A 15,280-nucleotide genomic window follows, 5' to 3' on the forward strand; every position below is an offset into this window, starting at 1 on the left:
CAGCTGCCGGCCTGGCCGGCTCGCCGAGAGTTTGGGGATGGCGTGCAGCGCTGCGCTGCATCATGCCTCAGCTCGCGGCAACCAGCCGCAGCCGGGTGATTTCCGATGGCGCGCCCAGGCGCAGCGGCGGGCCCCAGTAGCCGGTGCCGCGGCTGGTGTAGACCCACAGGTTGCGCAGCTTGTGCAGGCCGGCGGTGAAGGGTTGCTGCAGCGGCACGAACAGGTTCCAGGGCCAGAACTGGCCGCCGTGGGTGTGGCCGGAAAGCTGCAGGTCGAAGCCCGCGTCTGCCGCGGCGGGTGCGCTGCGCGGCTGGTGGGCCAGCAGCACCTTGGCACCTGCGCCGGCCGGCGCCCCGGCCATCGCGCGCTGCGGGTCGCTGCGGTTTTCGGGCTCGAAGTGGCCGGCGCTGAAGTCGGCCACGCCGGCCATCACCAGCTGCGCACTGCCGTGTTGCAGCACCACGTGTTCATTGGTCAGCACGCGCAGGCCCAGCTTGCCCAGCAGCGCCACCCATTCCGGCGCGCCGCTGTAGTACTCGTGGTTGCCGGTGACGAAAAACGTGCCGTGGCGCGAGCGCAGGCCGGCCAGAGGCGCGGCGTCGTCATGCAGGTCCTGCACGCGGCCGTCCACCAGGTCACCCGTGATGGCCACGGCGTCGGCCTGCAGCTTGTTGACCCGGTCGACGATGGCCTGCACATACGGCTTCTTGACGGTGGGGCCGATGTGCACGTCGGTGATCTGGGCGATGGTGAAGCCTTCCAGCGCAGCCGGCAGCCCGGCCACCGGCACCTTCACGTCCCGCACGTGGGCGGTGCGCCTGGCATTCATGAAGCCCAGCAGCACGCCGACCAGGGCCAGCAGCGGCACCGCCTCGGCGCTGGGCACGGCCAGCGGCGGCAGCGAGGCGAAGGGCATGGCCGCCAGCAGCACGAATTCGCGCAGCAAGGTCAGCACGAACAGCATCGAGAACAGGCCCAGCGCCGTCATGCCGGCCCAGGTCCAGCGGTCTGCGCTGCTGCGCTCGCGCGCCTTGCGACCGAAGAAGGCTGCGGGGATCAGCAGCGCAGAGCCGACCAGCACGGCGACGAGCAGGCCGCTGGCCCAGGGCCCCGGCAACTGCGGCGCGATGCGCCAGCCGATGTAGAGGTGGAGCAGCGCAGTCAGCAGGAGGATGGGCATCGTGCCCATGTGGGGACAGGCCCCGGCGCTTCAAGCCGGCGGGAACACGGTTTGCCGCTTGTGGCGAGTCATTCCAGGTTTTCGCCCCCATTTCGCCCCATTCCGCCCAACAGGGAGATCCCATGTCCGCCAACCCATTGTTGCCGTCCACGCAACCGGTCATCGTGCTCACAGGCGCCTCCAGCGGCATTGGCCGGGCCGGGGCGCTGGCCTTTGCCCGAGACGGCGCGCAACTGGTGTTGGCGGCGCGTGGCCGTGAGGGGCTGGAAGGCATTGCGGCCGAATGCCGGCAATTTGGCGCCGACGTGCTGGTGGTGCCGACCGATGTGACCGACGCGACCATGGTGCAGGCGCTGGCCGAGGCGGCCATCGGTCGTTTTGGCCACATTGACGTGTGGATCAACAACGTGGGTGTCGGCGCTGTCGGTCGTTTCGAGGACACACCGGCGCAGGCGCACCGCCGCATCATCGAGACCAACCTGATCGGCCACATGAATGGCGCGCACGCTGTGGTGCCGCACTTTCGCGCGCGCAAGCAGGGCACCTTGATCAACATGATCTCGCTGGGTGGCTGGACGCCTTCGCCATTTGCCACCGCCTACACCGCCAGCAAGTTCGGCTTGCGCGGCTTCACCGAGGCGCTGCGGGCCGAACTGGGCGACCTGCCGGACGTGCACGTGTGTGCCGTCTACCCGACCTTCGTCGACACGCCCGGCTTCACGCACGGCGCCAACTACACAGGCAAGCACCTGAAGCCGCCTTCACCGCTGGTGGACCCGCGCGAGGTGGCGCTGCTGTTCGTGGACCTGGTGCACAACCCGCGGCCCACCGTCAGCATCGGCGCCGTGGCCTGGCCGGCCCGCCTGGCGCATGCGCTGGCACCGGACCTGGTCGCCAGCACCACCTATGGCCTGATGGACCGTTCGCTGGCCCATGCCGACCCGGCGGCGGTGAGCGCAGGCAACCTGTTCGCGCCGACGCAAGGCCACGCGATTGACGGCGGCTACCGCGACGCGCGGCACGCCGCTGCGCGCAAGCTCGGCGCCTACGCGCTGGGCGCACTCGCGCTGGTGGCGCTGGTGGCGCTGGTGGCGCTGGCAGCGCTGCGTCCCCGGCCGCGGCGGCTGGCCTGATCGCCTGTCACTTCGTCGTCGACGCAGCTCAGGCTTGCAGCAAGCCCTGCAGTGCCAGCGCGTTCGGCAGCGCGCCGCCAGCGGCGGTGTTGTCGAACACGCACCAGCAATCGGCGCCGGCCGGCCAGGCGCGCAGTGCCCGGGCTTGCTGGCGCAACCATGCGTTTTCGTAGCGGGACCAGTAGACGCGGGGCGAGCCATGCCAGCGGTGGTAGAGCAGTGCGCCGCTGCCGTCGCCCTGCCGGCCCAGCCAGCCGCCGGGCAGGGCGGCCTCGGGCACTTTGGCCGGGTCTGCCGCAGCGCGGCTCACCTTCAGGCCGGCAAGCACGCGGTCTGCCGCAGGGGTGAACCAAGTCTTGTGCCGTGGCTCGCAGACCACCGCGCCGGCGTACAGCTCTGCGAGCAAACCGAAGAAGCTGCGCACCGGTCTGGCCTCGAAGGCGAACGATGGTGGCAACTGCACCAGCAGCACCGCCAGCTTGTCCCCGAGACCGCTCGCTTCGTTGAGGAATTGCTGCAGCGGCTTGCGCGCCCGGCGCAGCTGCGCCTCGTGCGTGATGGCCTGCGGCAGCTTCACGGCAAAGCGGAAGTCCGGCGGCGTCATGGCCGCCCAGCGGGCGTAGACCTCCGGCGCATGGTGGCGGTAGGCGGACGTGTTGATCTCGGCGCAGTTCATCACCAGCGCATAACGCGCCAGGTGCTGGCCCTCGCCCGAGAATGCCGTCGCCACCTCTTTGGGAATGGACCACCCTGCGGTGCCGATGTGCATGACATGCCTTGAAACCGACGATGCGGTCTCTCGGCAAGCCGGGTGCCGGTGGGGCTCAGGCCTGTTGCGGCAGCGGGTTGCGCATGCTCACGCTGATCAGGTTCCAGGCGTTGATGATGGCGATGGCGAAGGCCAGGTCGGCAATCTCCTCGTCGGAGAAGACGGCCTTCAGCAACGCGAACTCTTCGTCGCTGGCGTCCTTGTGCGGGATGTCGGTCACCAGCTCGGCCCAGCGCAGCGCAGCACGTTCGCGTTCGCTGAAAAACGGCGCCTCGCGCCAGCCGGCGACGGCGTTCAGGTGGCGCGGGTCGGCGTCCAGCTTGACCAGGTCCTGCCAGTGCATGTCCATGCAGTAGGCGCAGCCGTTGATCTGCGAGACGCGCAGGAACACAAGTTCGACCAGGCGGGCGCCCAGGCGGTCCTTGCGCAGCGCGCCAGAGGCTTGGTAGAGGCCCTTGAAGGCCTGCGGGGCGAGTTGGGAATAGGCGACGCGGGGGGCGTGGGCGGTCATGGTTGCTGTCTTTCGTGAAGCCGGGCCAGCACGATTGCGGCCCTCTCACTCATCAAGACGCGGCGACTTGGGCGCCTGTGACAGCCTCACCGAAAAAGCCGAAAAATCTCGCGGCGATCTCAATGCAACTGCTGTGCAATGCCTTGCAGCTTGTCCGGGTTGCGCACCACGTAGATCGCCACGATGCGTTCGCCGTCCGTCACAAAGGCCTGGGCCGATTCCAGCTGGCCGCCGAAGTAGCGCAGCAGGCCCGGCTCGCCGTTGACCTCGGCGAGCCGGTAGTCCACGCCGCCTTCGACCTTGCTTGGCAGCACGCCGTACAGATTGGCAATGCGGTGGCCGCCCTGCAGCACCTTGGAAGACGCGGGCATCTTGCCGCCGCCGTCGCCCACGAACTCGGCATCTGCCGCGAGCAGCGCTTCCATGGCCTGGGTCTGGCCGGTCTGCGCCGCGTGCATGAACTTCGCCAGCAGCTCGCGGTGCGTGTGGCGTGGCACCTCGAAGCGCCGCTGGCCCTGGCGCACACGCTCGGTGGCCCGGTGCACCAGTTGCCGGCAGGCGGCTTCGCTTTTGCCCAGCATGGCGGCAATCTCGTCGTAGTCGCGGTCGAAGGCCTGGCGCAGCAGGAAGGCGGCACGTTCGTCCACCGTCAGCCGCTCCAGTGCCCACATGAAGGCGACCGAAAGGTCACTCGCCAGCTCGGCCATGGTTTCCGGCGTGCGCTCTTCCACCTCCACCAGTGGCTCGGGCAGCCAGCAGCCGATGTAGTCGGCCCGCTCCGCTTTGGCCGCGCGCAGCCTGTCGATGGACAGCCGCGTGACGACAGTCACCAGCCAGGCCTCGGCCGACTGCAGCGCCGCCTGGTCCGCCTGCTGCCAACGCAACCAGGCGTCCTGCAGCACGTCCTCGGCGTCGGCCCGTGTGCCCAGCATGCGGTAGGCAATGGCGTGCAGGCGCGGGCGCGTGGCGGCGAAGGCGTCAGGGGTGGTGGTCATGGGCTGGCTCGAATCAGTCGGCATGAAGCCTAGACGGAGCGGCCCGGTAGTTTGTGACAGCGCGAGGCTGTTTTTCGCAAAGTGGCAGTGGACCTTGGATTGCCGCATCCCGCGGGGCCAGGGTCAAACTGTTTGCGGGCGCCTGCGAGCTGGCTCGGCAGGCGCCGGAGAGGTGGCCGCAGTGGGCCAGGATCTCAGGGGTTCGCGGCGCGGTAGGCGGCGCGATTGGCTTGGTGCATCGCCAGCCGCTCCTTGGCACCGGCCAGCCCGCGCTTGGTGTCGCGCAGCGCGGCTTTCACGCGGTCGCGCAGCACATGGAGGCGGGTGCGGTGCTTGTGTGCGGCAATGTTGTTGGCCATGAAAAAGGCTTTCTGAAGCGTTGTGAGGACATGGCTTGTACGCGTGGAAGCGCGGCCGGTCTGTGCGCTACCGCACATTGGGGCATGGGCGGGCCGGGCGCGCTACCCTTGGGGCTTGCTTTTCACCCACCGGAGCGCCTCTTGGCCACCTCACTGTTTCACCTGGCAATCCACGTCCGCAGCCTGGACGAGGCCCGGCAGTTCTACGGCAACCTGCTGGGCTGCGAAGAGGGGCGCAGCACCGACACCTGGGTCGACTTCGACTTCTTCGGCCACCAGCTTTCGCTGCACCTGGGCGAACCGTTTCCTGTGGCCAACACCGGCCGCGTCGGCGAACACATGGTGCCCATGCCGCACTTCGGCGTGGTGCTGGCGCTGCCCGCCTGGCAAGCCCTGGCGGACCGGCTCGGCGCCGCAGGCGTGGACTTCGTGCTGGCACCCAGCATCCGCTTCCGCGGCGAGCCCGGCGAGCAGGCCACGATGTTCTTCCTGGACCCTTCGGGCAACCCGATCGAGGTCAAGGGCTTCGCGGACCTGGATGCGGTGTACGCCGCATGACGGCAGGCGCCATCCCCTTTGTCGCCCGCGCTGGCGACAGTGAAACCGATGCCTGGGTGCAGGCGCTGCAGCAAGCCATGCCAGGCGAGCGCGTCGTGCGCTTCGACGCATTGAGCGCCGAAGAACGCGCCACCTGCACCGTCGCCGTGGTCGCCAACCCGGAGCCTGCAGACCTGCGCCAGCTTCCGGCGCTGCAATGGGTGCACAGCGTCTGGGCCGGCGTGGAGCGGCTGGTGGCAGAGCTGGGTGACACGCCGCTGAAGATCGTCCGCCTGGTCGACCCGCAGCTGGCTGACACCATGGCCGAAGCCGTGCTCGCCTGGACGCTCTACCTGCACCGCGACATGCCCCGCTACGCCCGCCAGCAGGCCGAGGCCATCTGGCAGTCTCAGCCCTACGTGCCCGCCCGCCAACGCACCGTGGGCCTGCTCGGCCTCGGCGCTCTTGGCGAAGCAGCCGCCCGCCGCCTGCTCACCGCCAATTTCCAGGTCCGAGGCTGGAGCCGCAAGCACAAGGCCATCGAAGGCGTGACCTGCTTTGCCGGCGACGATGAACTGCAGCCCATGCTCACCGCCTGCGACATCCTCGTCTGCCTGCTCCCGCTCACGCCGCAAACCACCGGCCTGTTGAACACCGAGCGACTGGCCTGGCTGCCACGCGGCGCGCAACTCATCAACTTCGCGCGCGGGCGGATCGTGGATGACGAGGCCTTGCGGGCGGCGCTGGTCAGCGGCCAGATTGCGCATGCGGTGCTCGATGTGTTTGCGACTGAGCCGTTGCCGCCGAGCGAGTGGCAATGGAAGCATCCGGGGGTGACGGTGCTGCCGCATTGTTCGGGGCCGACGGACCTGGGGACGGCGGCGGCGATCGTCGCAGGGAATGTTGGGAATTGGCGGCAAACTGGTGAATTGCCACCGGCAATCAACCTGGGCCGTGGGTACTGAAATCATGAAACGTCTCTTGATCCTTTCACTGCTGGCTTTGGCATTCGGACCGCTCTCCTCGATAGCGGCCGAGGTTCAAGGCGTCACGACAGAGATGCAATTGCGCGCCATGCCCGCAAAGGGCGTCGAACTACGGCCGGAAACCGAGGAACTTGCAAAATTGGTGCGCGCGACCCGGTGGGCGCAGGCCGAAGAGAAAGCTGCGGCCATTCGGCGTGCTTTCGAGGCCATGTTTGATCCGAGCCTCAAGCAGTACGTCTTCCAGTCGCCTGTCGAGTTCGGCGAATTCAGCAAGACCACCGATGTGAAGTTCGAGTGGATCGATTGGGGCTACAAGGAATGCCTGCAGTTTCAAGCTTTCCTTGCCGTCGAGAAGAAGGACTTTGCTGCCGCAATGGCCTTGTTGAAGTCAATCGAAGCCGTGGCACCGGTGTCCGCTGGCACTGCCGCTGAAACAGGCTACGTTCTTGGTCGGCTCGGGCGGGCCGAGGAAGGACTGGCTGAATATCGGCATGCATTTGAGTTGTCGCAGCGCTACGAGTCACAGCGGCCGTATCAGGGCGCATCGTTGCGTGGCATGGGGTCGGCGCTGATCGACCTGCAACGCTGGGATGACGCCGAGCGAATGTTCAAGCAGTCCTTGGAATTCGAGCCAGGCAACAAGGTGGCGCTGAACGAGTTGAGCTACATCGAGCAGCAGCGAAGCAAGTAGTCGAGGCGGCCGAGGGGCCATGGGTCGCAAGAATCGGCATCATGTCATTCGCCATCAAGACCAAGATTCCCGACCTTCAAGCCTCAACCTTCCGCTTCCCCCGCCAGAAAACCATGTACGGCGGCAAGACGATTGCGGTGGGTGATGTGGTCTACCTGTTCGCCAGCGAGAACGAAGGTGGCATGGGCTTGGTGGCGCGTGGTGTCGTGACGGCGGCGGCAGCGGTGCCGCGCATGCCAGGCGTCGAGCGGCAGACCCCACGGGTCAGCATCACCGTGGCGCGCACCGGGCTCGCCAAGCGTCGCCTGGGCCGCGCGGAACTGAAGCCGTTTTCGGACTGGAACGACGGCCGGCCGGAGACGGAATTGAACTTCAAGTTCTACCGGCAGGCGACCGACAAGATCGTGGGTTTGTCGCCAGAGGCAACGGCCTTCCTGGCTGGTTTCTTCTGACGCTCAGGCCTCGCGCTGGGCCGCCTGCACGAAGTCCACGAACGCCCGCAGCGGCGCGGGCAGGTGGCGGCGGCCGGGGTAGTAGAGGAAGGGGCCGGTGAAGGGGCGGCGCCAGTCTTCGAGGACGGGTATCAGCGCGCCGCTGGCCAGGTGCGGTTGCAGCCAGCCTTCAAACAGGTGGATGACCCCGCAGCCGGCGATGGCTGCGTCGACAGCGAGGTCCACGCCTGCGCCGCCCACGCGCACGACCAGCGGTCCCGTGGGCTCCACCGTGATGACTTCATCGTTGCGCTCGAACTCCCAGCCCGGCATGGCGCCGCTGGCGAAACGCCCGCGCAGGCAGGCATGTTGCAGCAGGTCGCGCGGGTGCTCGGGGCGGCCTCTCGCTGCGAGGTAGGTGGGCGAGGCGGCGGTGGCCATGCATTGCTGGCGCGGGCCGATGGGCGTGGCGATCATGTCCTGCTCCAGCCGCTCGTCGTAGCGGATGCCGGCGTCGCAGCCGGCAGCCAGCACGTCGACAAAGCTTTCGTCGACCGTCACTTCCAGCCGGATGTCCGGGTAGGCGGCGAGGAAGGGCGGCACCAGCGCCGGCAGCACCAGGCGTGCGGCGCTGGCCGGCACGTTGAGCCTGAGCGTGCCGGCGGGGCGGTCGCGGAAGCCGTTGACCACGTCGAGCGCGGCCTCCACTTCGACCAGCGCCGGCGCCAGCCGGTCCAGCAGGCGCGCGCCGGCCTCGGTGGGTACGACGCTGCGGGTGGTGCGATGCAGCAGCCGCACGCCCAGGCTGGCCTCCAGCCGGCGCACCGCTTCGCTCAGGCCCGAGGCGCTGATGCCGGCGGTGCGCGCCGCCTCGCGAAAGCCGCCGGCGCGGGCCACGGCCACGAAAAGCGCCAGGTCGGCCAGTGATTCGGCCATCGAAGTTCCTTGTGCATTGTTCGGTTTCGCGCACGGCCCGTGCGCATTGAAGGTACTTATCGTACGCGGCCTGGCTGCCTACAGTGAGCCCACTTCGAAAGGAAACCTCATGAACGCAATCGACAAAGCCGGTACTTTCCAACTCGGCACCCGACAGGTGAAGCGCGTGGGCTATGGCGCGATGCAACTGGCCGGCCCCGGCGTCTTCGGGCCGCCCAAGGACCGCGCAGCCGCCGTGGCGGTGTTGCGCGCCGCGGTGGAGAGCTGTGTTGACCACATCGACACCAGCGACTTCTACGGCCCGCACGCCACCAACCAGATCATCAAGGAGGCGCTGCGCCCTTACCGGGACGACCTGACCATCGTCACCAAGGTGGGCGCACTGCGCGGCCCGAACGCCGAGTGGATGCCCGCGCTTTCCGCCGAGGCGCTGCAGCAGGCGGTGCACGACAACCTGCGCAACCTCGGCCTGGACGTGCTGGAGGTCGTCAACCTGCGCGCCATGTTCGACGTGCACGGCCCGGCCGAAGGCTCGCTGGAGGCACCGCTCACCGTGCTGGCCGAGCTGCAGCAAAAGGGCCTGATCCGCCACATCGGGTTGAGTAACGTGACGGCCAGGCAAGTGGCGGAAGGCCGCAAGATCTGCCCCATCGCCTGCGTGCAGAACCAGTACAACCTGGCCAAGCGCGCAGACGACGCGCTGCTGGACCAGCTGGCCGCCGAAGGCACCGCCTATGTGCCGTTTTTCCCGCTGGGCGGCTTCACGCCGCTGCAGTCCGGCGTGCTGTCGGACGTGGCCACTTCGCTGGGCGCCACGCCGATGCAGGTGGCGCTGGCCTGGCTGCTGCAGCGCTCGCCCAACCTGCTGCTGATCCCGGGCACTTCGTCCATCACCCACCTGCACGAGAACCTGGCGGCGGCTGAGCTGCAACTGCCGGCCGAAGCGGTGGCGCGGCTGGAGACGATTGCGGCCGGCAGCGCGCCGGCGCATTGAGGTGCCTCTGGCCGGCTACGTCTTGCCGGCCGTGTCTGCCGCCGCCTTCGCGTAGGGCGCCAGGATGCTGCCGAGGTCCTCGTCCGAAGCCTGGCGCTCGGGCAGCAGCGCCCGGTCCTGGATGCCGTGCAGGTGCGCATCCATCAGGCTGACAGCGTGCTCGGTGTTCTTCTCGCGCAGCGCCTGAATCAGGTCCCGGTGCTCGTTGACGGCACAGTCTGACGAGTGCGGGCGACCGTAGACGGCCAGGATCAGCGAGCAGCGCGTGGCCAGTTCAGACAGGTAGCGCGCCAGCACCGGGTTGCCGGCCATCTCGGCCAGCTTGATGTGGAACTCGCCGGCCAGGCGGATTGAGGCCGTGCCCTGCTTGGCGCCGGCCGCCGCGTCTTCCTCGCGCACATGCGCCTCCAGCATCTGGATGGCGCCGGGCTTCAGGCGCGCAACGGCCAGTCGCACGATCTCCGCCTCGATGCAGCGCCTCGCCTCGAACACCGCGCGCGCCTCTTCCAGGCTGGGCCGGGCGACGGTGGCCGTGCGCTTGTTGCCGATCTCCACCAGCCCGTCTGACGCGAGCCGGGCCAGCGCGGCGCGGATCAGCGTGCGGCTCACCGCGAACTGCTCCGCCAGCGGGTCTTCCGGCAGCTTGGTGCCCGGGACCAGCGCGTGTTCGATGATGGCCCGGCGGATCGCCAGGTAGGCGGTGTCGGCTTTCTTGGAGAGGCTCACGGCAGCGCTGAAGCGGGAATCTGGAGGACTTCATGTATACCAGATTCGCCCGCCATGGCGCACTGCATGCGCGATCTTGTGTGCACAAGACTTGTGCGGACGCACTGAGGCGGAGTGCGTTTCCCCGGCCGTGATCCCCAGATCGAGGCAGAGCCATGGGCGAAAGGTGTGTATTCGCTGGCACACACATTGCATACGGCGATTGAAATTCACGTATACAATATTTATACTTCTTGCATGCGTGAAGCTTCCAAAGCGGCCTGGACCTGGTCGCCAACCCTTGTTGTTCCCTTGGAGCCTGTCATGCAACGTCGCCATTTCCTCCATGCCGCCGGCCTGGGCCTTGCCGCTCCGGCGCTTTCCCTGTCGTCTGCCCCCGTCCGCGCGGCCAACCCGCCGCTGAAGATCGGCTTCATCTACTCGGGCCCGGTGGCCGACATCGGCTGGACCTACCAGCACGACCTCGGCCGCAAGATGATCGAGAAGGAATTTGGCGACAAGGTGCAGACCGTCTTCGTCGAGAAGGTGCAGGAAGGGCCGGACGCCGAGCGCGTGATGCGTGGGCTGATCCAGGACGACTGCAAGATGATCTTCGCCACGTCCTATGGCTTCATGGACCCGACCGCACGCGTGGCCGCGGACTTCCCGGACATCACCTTCGAGCACTGCTCCGGCTACAAGACCGCGCCCAACCTCGGCGTCTACCAGACGCGTTTCTACGAAGGCGCCTACCTGCTGGGCATCCTGGCCGCCAAGCGCAGCAAGACCGGCGTCCTCGGATACGTTGCGCCTTTCCCCATTCCCGAGGTGATTCGCAACCTGGACGCGTTTGTGCTCGGCGCCCGCAGCGTGAACCCCAAGATCACCGCCAAGGTCGTGTGGATCAGCGCCTGGTACGACCCGCCCAAGGAACGCGAAGCCGCGCTCACGCTGATGAACCAAGGGGCGGACGTGATGTACCAGAACACAGATTCCGCGGCCATCGTGCAGCTGGCGCAAAGCAAGGGCGTGTGGGCCTTCGGCCAGGACTCCGACATGACCCGCTTCGGCCCCACCGCGCACCTCAGCGCCAACACGCTGAACTGGGGCGTCTACTACGTGCACAAGGTGCGTCAGAAGCTGGCCGGCCAGTGGAAGTCCGAGGACACCAAGTGGGGCATGAAAGAAGGCATCGTGCAGCTTGCGCCGCTGGGCCCTTCGGTGCCCAGGGAAGCCGTGGCGCTGTTCGAGGAAAAGAAGGCCGCCATCCTGGCGGGCAAATTCCAGCCCTTCACCGGCCCCATCGTGGACCAGGGCGGCAAGCAGCGCGTGGCCGCCGGCCAGGCCCTGGCCGAGAAGGAGTTGTGGACCATGAACTGGTACGTCGACGGCATCCTCGGCAAGCAGCCCTGAAGACCTGGAAGATCACAAGCCATGCACATCGACTTCACCGCGCTCACGGCCTACCAGCGCTACAAGCTGATGGCCAGCCTGATCGTGCCGCGGCCGATCGCGCTGGTCACCACGCTGGGCCTCACCGGGGTGGTCAATGCCGCGCCGTTTTCCATGTTCAACATGGTGGGCGAGGACCCGCCGCTGGTGATGGTCAGCGTGAACCGCTTGAACGGGGAAGGGCGCATGAAGGACACAGCGGCCAACATCCTGCGCCACGGCGAATTCGTCGTGCACCTGCCGGATGAGGGCATTGCTGCGCAGATGCACGCCTGCGGCGATTCGCTGCCGCCCGAGCACAGCGAGGTGGACGCCGTGGGCTTCACGCTGCAGCCCTCGCAGGCGGTGAGCGTGCCCACCATCGTCGAGGCGCCGGTGGCCTTCGAGTGCGTGCTGCACGAGCAGCTCACCAACGAGAGCCGTCACGTCTTCTTCGGCCGCGTGCTGGCGCTGCACGCCCGCGAGGGCCTGATCGACACCGAACGCTGGCGCGTGCGCCTGCAAGACTATTTTCCCGTGGCCCGTTTCGGCGCCAGCTTCTACACCCGCTCGCGCGACCGCTTCGCGATTGCCGAGCCCGACGAAGAAGCCCGCAGCACGCCCATCGACGAGATCTGACCCGCCATGTCCCACGCACAAGACGAAGTCCACCTGCGCAGCGCCATCGCCGCCGCCCGCCAGGCCAGTGCCCGCGGCGACATGCCTTTCGGCGCGGTCCTCGTGAAAGACGGCCAGACGCTGCTCACCGCGCTGAACAACCAGGTCACCACAAGCGACTGCACCGGCCACGCCGAGGTCGTGCTGATCCGCGAAGCCGCCGCGCAACTGGGCCCGGACGCGCTGCGCGGCGCGACGGTCTACGCCAGCGGCGAGCCGTGTGCGATGTGCTCGGGTGCGATGTTCTGGGCCGGCATCACGCGCGTGGTGTTTGGCGCGACGACGCCAGACATTGGCGCCGCGCTTGGCGGGCCATCGTTGGGTGCGCGGTGTGCGGATGTGCTGGCGTCTGGCTCGCCTCTGGTCGAGGTCCTTGGCCCGCTGCTGAGGGAAGAGGCTGTGGCGGCTTTGGCGCCGCATGCTTGACGGCGGCGGCGTTCTCTCAGCAGGGTTGTTCTTGATGGGGTATAGGTATACCATGTACATACATCGACTCATGAGGAGCAGGCCATGGTCAAGCGGGCGCGCGTTTTCATGACTGGCGGGAGCCAGGCCATCCGCTTGCCAGCCGAGTTCCGGTTTGCCGGGGATGTGGTCTACGTGCGCCGCAACGCTGACGGTGACGTGGTGCTCTCCGATCAGCCGCGCGAGCCCTACGCGGCGTTCATCGCGGCGCGGGCAGAGATCGGCACGGTGCCCGAGGGCTTCCTGTCGCAGGCAGAGCGGGCACAGGGCCGGGAGGTTCGGGATCCATTCGCCGGCATGGACGACGAGCCGGCCGGTGAGGGCGCATGACGCTCTACATGCTTGACACCAACGCGGTGAGCGCCGTCATGCGCGGTTCTGCCGCGATGGATGCGAAGCTGCAGGACCTGGACCGCTCCGCCTGGTGCATATCGGCGATCACGCACGCCGAAATCTGCTTCGGCCTGGCCTTGCGGCCGCAGGCCACCAAGCTGGCGCGAGCCGCCGGACTGTTCTTCGCTGCAACGACCACGGCCCCCTGGGACCAGGCTGCAGCCGAGGCCCACGGCCGCCTGCGCGCGCAACTGCGCCTGGCCGGCACGCCCATCGGAGACTTCGACGAAATGATCGCGGCGCACGCGCTCGCGATGGGCGCCGTGCTCGTGACCGACAACGAACGGCACTTTGCCCGCGTGGCAGGGCTGACCGTGGTCAATTGGCTCCGGGACGGTGGGGGCCAGGCTTCTTGAGTCGGTCTTCGTTTCAAGGACCCTGGCAGCATCCTGGACGATGGCTTGGCCGGCCGTGGTGGGCGACATACTGTTCGCCTCAACCCTGCAGGAGACACCCGACATGGCCAGCAAGAACACCATCTGCCTCTGGTACGACGATGCCGCGTTCGATGCGGCCACCTTCTACGCCGAGATTTTTCCGGACAGCAAGGTGACCGCGGTGCACCGCGCGCCGGGTGACTATCCCGCCGGCAAGCAGGGCAACGTGTTGACTGTTGAGTTCACCGTGGCGGGCATTCCTTGCCTGGGGCTGAACGGCGGGCCGGCGATGAAGCACAGCGAGGCGTTTTCGTTTCAGATCGCGACGGACGACCAGGCGGAGACGGACCGGCTGTGGAACGCGATCATGTCCAACGGCGGCAAGGCAAGCGAATGCGGCTGGTGCAAGGACAAGTGGGGCCTGTCGTGGCAGATCACGCCGCGGGTGCTGATGGACGCGATCACCGACCCGGACCCGGCCGCGGCCAAGCGTGCCTTCGAGGCGATGATGACAATGGGCAAGATCGACATCGCGGCGATCGAGAAGGCGCGGCGAGGCTGAGAGGCCGCGGCCTCAGCGGTGGGCGTGGCCAGTGAGCACCGGGCGATGGTCATGCACATCGCCTGCGCCTCTTCGGTGACCCGGACGCACGCGGCTTCGGCCGCGTCGGCCCTCAGCGTGCAGAGGGCGGCAGCTTGGCGTGGTCCAGGTCGGGGCGGCGCCAGGGGTCCACGTGGGTCATCAGGTTCAGCACGCGGTGGCGTTGCAGCACACGCTGCCGGGCAACGACTGCGATGTCGTGGCCGGCTTCGACGCTGAGGGTCGCATCCACTTCCAGGTGGGCGTCCACCACGATCATGTCGCCCATCTTGCGGGTGCGGATGTCGTGCACGTTTTTCACGCCGGGCGTGGCTGCCAGTGTCTGCCGGATCGCGCTGACTTCCTGCTCGTCCACTGCACGGTCCGTCAGGTCGTGCAACGCATCCCAGGCGAAGCTCCAGCCCATCTTGGCGACCATGAAGCCGACGATGAGCGCGGCGATGGGGTCAAGAATCGGGTAACCCGCCAGGTTGCCGGCAATGCCGATGCCGACCACCAGCGAGGACGCAGCGTCTGAGCGGGCATGCCAGGCATTGGCCACCAGCATGCTGGATTTCACCCGCTTGGCCACCGCCAGCATGTAGCGAAACAGCAGCTCCTTGGCCACCAGCGCGCCGCCGGCCACCCAGAGTGCGACGACATGGACCTGCTGCACCAGCTCGGGCTGCTCCAGCTTGCGAAACGCCGACCACAGCATGCCCACGCCCACCGCCAGCAGCAGCGCACCCAGCACCAGCGAGGCCGCGGTCTCGAAGCGCTGGTGGCCGTAGGGGTGGTCTTCGTCGGCGTCCTTCTGGGCATGGTGGCCGGCCAGCAGCACCACGAAGTCGGCCACCAGGTCTGACAGCGAGTGGATGCCGTCTGCCACCAGGCCCTGGGATTTGGCCAGGATGCCAACGGTCACCTGCGTGGCCGTGAGCATCAGATTGACCCCCACGCTGACCCAGGTGCTGCGCGCGCCTGCGGCGGCGCGCTCGGCTGGCGTGTGCTGCAGGTCTTCGGGATCGTCGGCGAAGTCTTGTTTGAAGTTCATTTCACGAGCGGCCAGCAAGGGGCCGACCCATTCAACACCAGCGTTTGCGACGTCGCTTGATGCAACGCAAGGCGG

20 protein-coding genes are annotated in these 15,280 nt (G+C 67.6%); 12 read left to right on the top strand and 8 right to left on the bottom strand.

From position 1 onward, the window contains the following. Window positions 1-67: 67 nt before the first annotated feature. Window positions 68-1,189, bottom strand: a complete 1,122-nt coding sequence (locus tag LRH25_RS30160; protein ID WP_231013112.1) for a metallophosphoesterase — start codon at window positions 1,187-1,189, stop codon at window positions 68-70. 113 nt (window positions 1,190-1,302) lie between these two features. On the opposite strand from LRH25_RS30160, the gene LRH25_RS30165 reads away from it, so the two are divergent. Further along, on the top strand, window positions 1,303-2,313 hold the full coding sequence (locus LRH25_RS30165; protein ID WP_231013113.1) for an SDR family oxidoreductase: 1,011 nt from the start codon (window positions 1,303-1,305) through the stop codon (window positions 2,311-2,313). Between the two features lie 28 nt (window positions 2,314-2,341). On the opposite strand, the gene LRH25_RS30170 is transcribed toward LRH25_RS30165, so the two are convergent. The 4 genes from LRH25_RS30170 to LRH25_RS30185 form a co-directional block, all read right to left on the bottom strand. Continuing rightward, complete coding sequence (locus tag LRH25_RS30170) at window positions 2,342-3,082, bottom strand: DUF72 domain-containing protein (RefSeq protein WP_231013114.1); 741 nt, start codon at window positions 3,080-3,082, stop codon at window positions 2,342-2,344. Between the two features lie 55 nt (window positions 3,083-3,137). Further along, on the bottom strand, window positions 3,138-3,593 hold the full coding sequence (locus LRH25_RS30175; RefSeq protein WP_141289320.1) for a carboxymuconolactone decarboxylase family protein: 456 nt from the start codon (window positions 3,591-3,593) through the stop codon (window positions 3,138-3,140). Between the two features lie 119 nt (window positions 3,594-3,712). Then, on the bottom strand, window positions 3,713-4,612 hold the full coding sequence (locus LRH25_RS30180) for an RNA polymerase sigma-70 factor (RefSeq protein ID WP_141289321.1): 900 nt from the start codon (window positions 4,610-4,612) through the stop codon (window positions 3,713-3,715). Between the two features lie 170 nt (window positions 4,613-4,782). Next, a complete protein-coding gene (locus LRH25_RS30185) occupies window positions 4,783-4,947 on the bottom strand; it encodes a hypothetical protein (protein WP_170200963.1) in 165 nt (54 codons plus the stop codon). A gap of 141 nt (window positions 4,948-5,088) precedes the next feature. On the opposite strand from LRH25_RS30185, the gene LRH25_RS30190 reads away from it, so the two are divergent. From LRH25_RS30190 to LRH25_RS30205, 4 genes are read left to right on the top strand one after another with little or no spacing between them, the layout of a single operon-like run. Then, window positions 5,089-5,505, top strand: a complete 417-nt coding sequence (locus LRH25_RS30190) for a VOC family protein (RefSeq protein ID WP_141289322.1) — start codon at window positions 5,089-5,091, stop codon at window positions 5,503-5,505. Next, entirely contained in the window at window positions 5,502-6,449 is a 948-nt protein-coding gene (locus LRH25_RS30195; protein WP_141289323.1) for a 2-hydroxyacid dehydrogenase, read from the top strand. Before LRH25_RS30190 ends, LRH25_RS30195 begins: the two co-directional genes overlap by 4 nt. Window positions 6,450-6,453: 4 nt before the next feature. Continuing rightward, window positions 6,454-7,161 carry a tetratricopeptide repeat protein gene (locus LRH25_RS30200; protein ID WP_231013115.1) on the top strand — a complete coding sequence of 236 codons (708 nt, stop codon included), beginning with the start codon at window positions 6,454-6,456 and terminating at the stop codon, window positions 7,159-7,161. 41 nt (window positions 7,162-7,202) lie between these two features. Then, window positions 7,203-7,613, top strand: a complete 411-nt coding sequence (locus LRH25_RS30205) for a hypothetical protein (protein WP_141289325.1) — start codon at window positions 7,203-7,205, stop codon at window positions 7,611-7,613. Window positions 7,614-7,616: 3 nt separating this feature from the next. Here LRH25_RS30205 and LRH25_RS30210 read toward each other — a convergent pair whose 3' ends face one another. Continuing rightward, the gene (locus tag LRH25_RS30210) at window positions 7,617-8,528 is read right to left on the bottom strand and encodes a LysR family transcriptional regulator (protein ID WP_231013116.1); all 912 of its coding nucleotides are present in this window, start codon (window positions 8,526-8,528) and stop codon (window positions 7,617-7,619) included. A 109-nt stretch (window positions 8,529-8,637) separates the two neighbouring features. On the opposite strand from LRH25_RS30210, the gene LRH25_RS30215 reads away from it, so the two are divergent. Continuing rightward, window positions 8,638-9,522: an aldo/keto reductase family oxidoreductase gene (locus LRH25_RS30215; RefSeq protein ID WP_141287482.1), complete on the top strand. Its 885-nt coding sequence runs from the start codon at window positions 8,638-8,640 to the stop codon at window positions 9,520-9,522. Window positions 9,523-9,537: 15 nt separating this feature from the next. Here the strand turns inward: LRH25_RS30215 and LRH25_RS30220 are convergent, their stop codons facing one another. Beyond that, entirely contained in the window at window positions 9,538-10,248 is a 711-nt protein-coding gene (locus tag LRH25_RS30220; protein ID WP_141287483.1) for a GntR family transcriptional regulator, read from the bottom strand. 303 nt (window positions 10,249-10,551) lie between these two features. On the opposite strand from LRH25_RS30220, the gene LRH25_RS30225 reads away from it, so the two are divergent. From LRH25_RS30225 to LRH25_RS30250, 6 genes are all read left to right on the top strand, one after another. After that, window positions 10,552-11,640 (top strand): BMP family ABC transporter substrate-binding protein, encoded by a 1,089-nt coding sequence (locus tag LRH25_RS30225; RefSeq protein ID WP_141287484.1) that lies wholly within the window; start codon window positions 10,552-10,554, stop codon window positions 11,638-11,640. A 21-nt stretch (window positions 11,641-11,661) separates the two neighbouring features. Beyond that, entirely contained in the window at window positions 11,662-12,297 is a 636-nt protein-coding gene (locus LRH25_RS30230; RefSeq protein WP_141287485.1) for a flavin reductase family protein, read from the top strand. Window positions 12,298-12,303: 6 nt separating this feature from the next. Continuing rightward, complete coding sequence (locus LRH25_RS30235; RefSeq protein ID WP_141287486.1) at window positions 12,304-12,762, top strand: nucleoside deaminase; 459 nt, start codon at window positions 12,304-12,306, stop codon at window positions 12,760-12,762. A gap of 84 nt (window positions 12,763-12,846) precedes the next feature. After that, window positions 12,847-13,131, top strand: a complete 285-nt coding sequence (locus LRH25_RS30240) for an antitoxin (RefSeq protein WP_141287487.1) — start codon at window positions 12,847-12,849, stop codon at window positions 13,129-13,131. A gap of 8 nt (window positions 13,132-13,139) precedes the next feature. Continuing rightward, window positions 13,140-13,550, top strand: coding sequence for a PIN domain-containing protein (locus LRH25_RS30245; RefSeq protein WP_231013117.1), 411 nt, complete (start codon window positions 13,140-13,142; stop codon window positions 13,548-13,550). A gap of 103 nt (window positions 13,551-13,653) precedes the next feature. Beyond that, entirely contained in the window at window positions 13,654-14,133 is a 480-nt protein-coding gene (locus LRH25_RS30250) for a VOC family protein (RefSeq protein WP_141287489.1), read from the top strand. Window positions 14,134-14,245: 112 nt separating this feature from the next. Here LRH25_RS30250 and LRH25_RS30255 read toward each other — a convergent pair whose 3' ends face one another. Then, window positions 14,246-15,205 (bottom strand): cation diffusion facilitator family transporter, encoded by a 960-nt coding sequence (locus tag LRH25_RS30255; protein ID WP_141287490.1) that lies wholly within the window; start codon window positions 15,203-15,205, stop codon window positions 14,246-14,248. Between the last annotated feature and the right edge of the window lie 75 nt (window positions 15,206-15,280).

This window comes from Ideonella azotifigens (assembly GCF_021043325.1).
Classification (GTDB): domain Bacteria; phylum Pseudomonadota; class Gammaproteobacteria; order Burkholderiales; family Burkholderiaceae_C; genus Ideonella; species Ideonella azotifigens.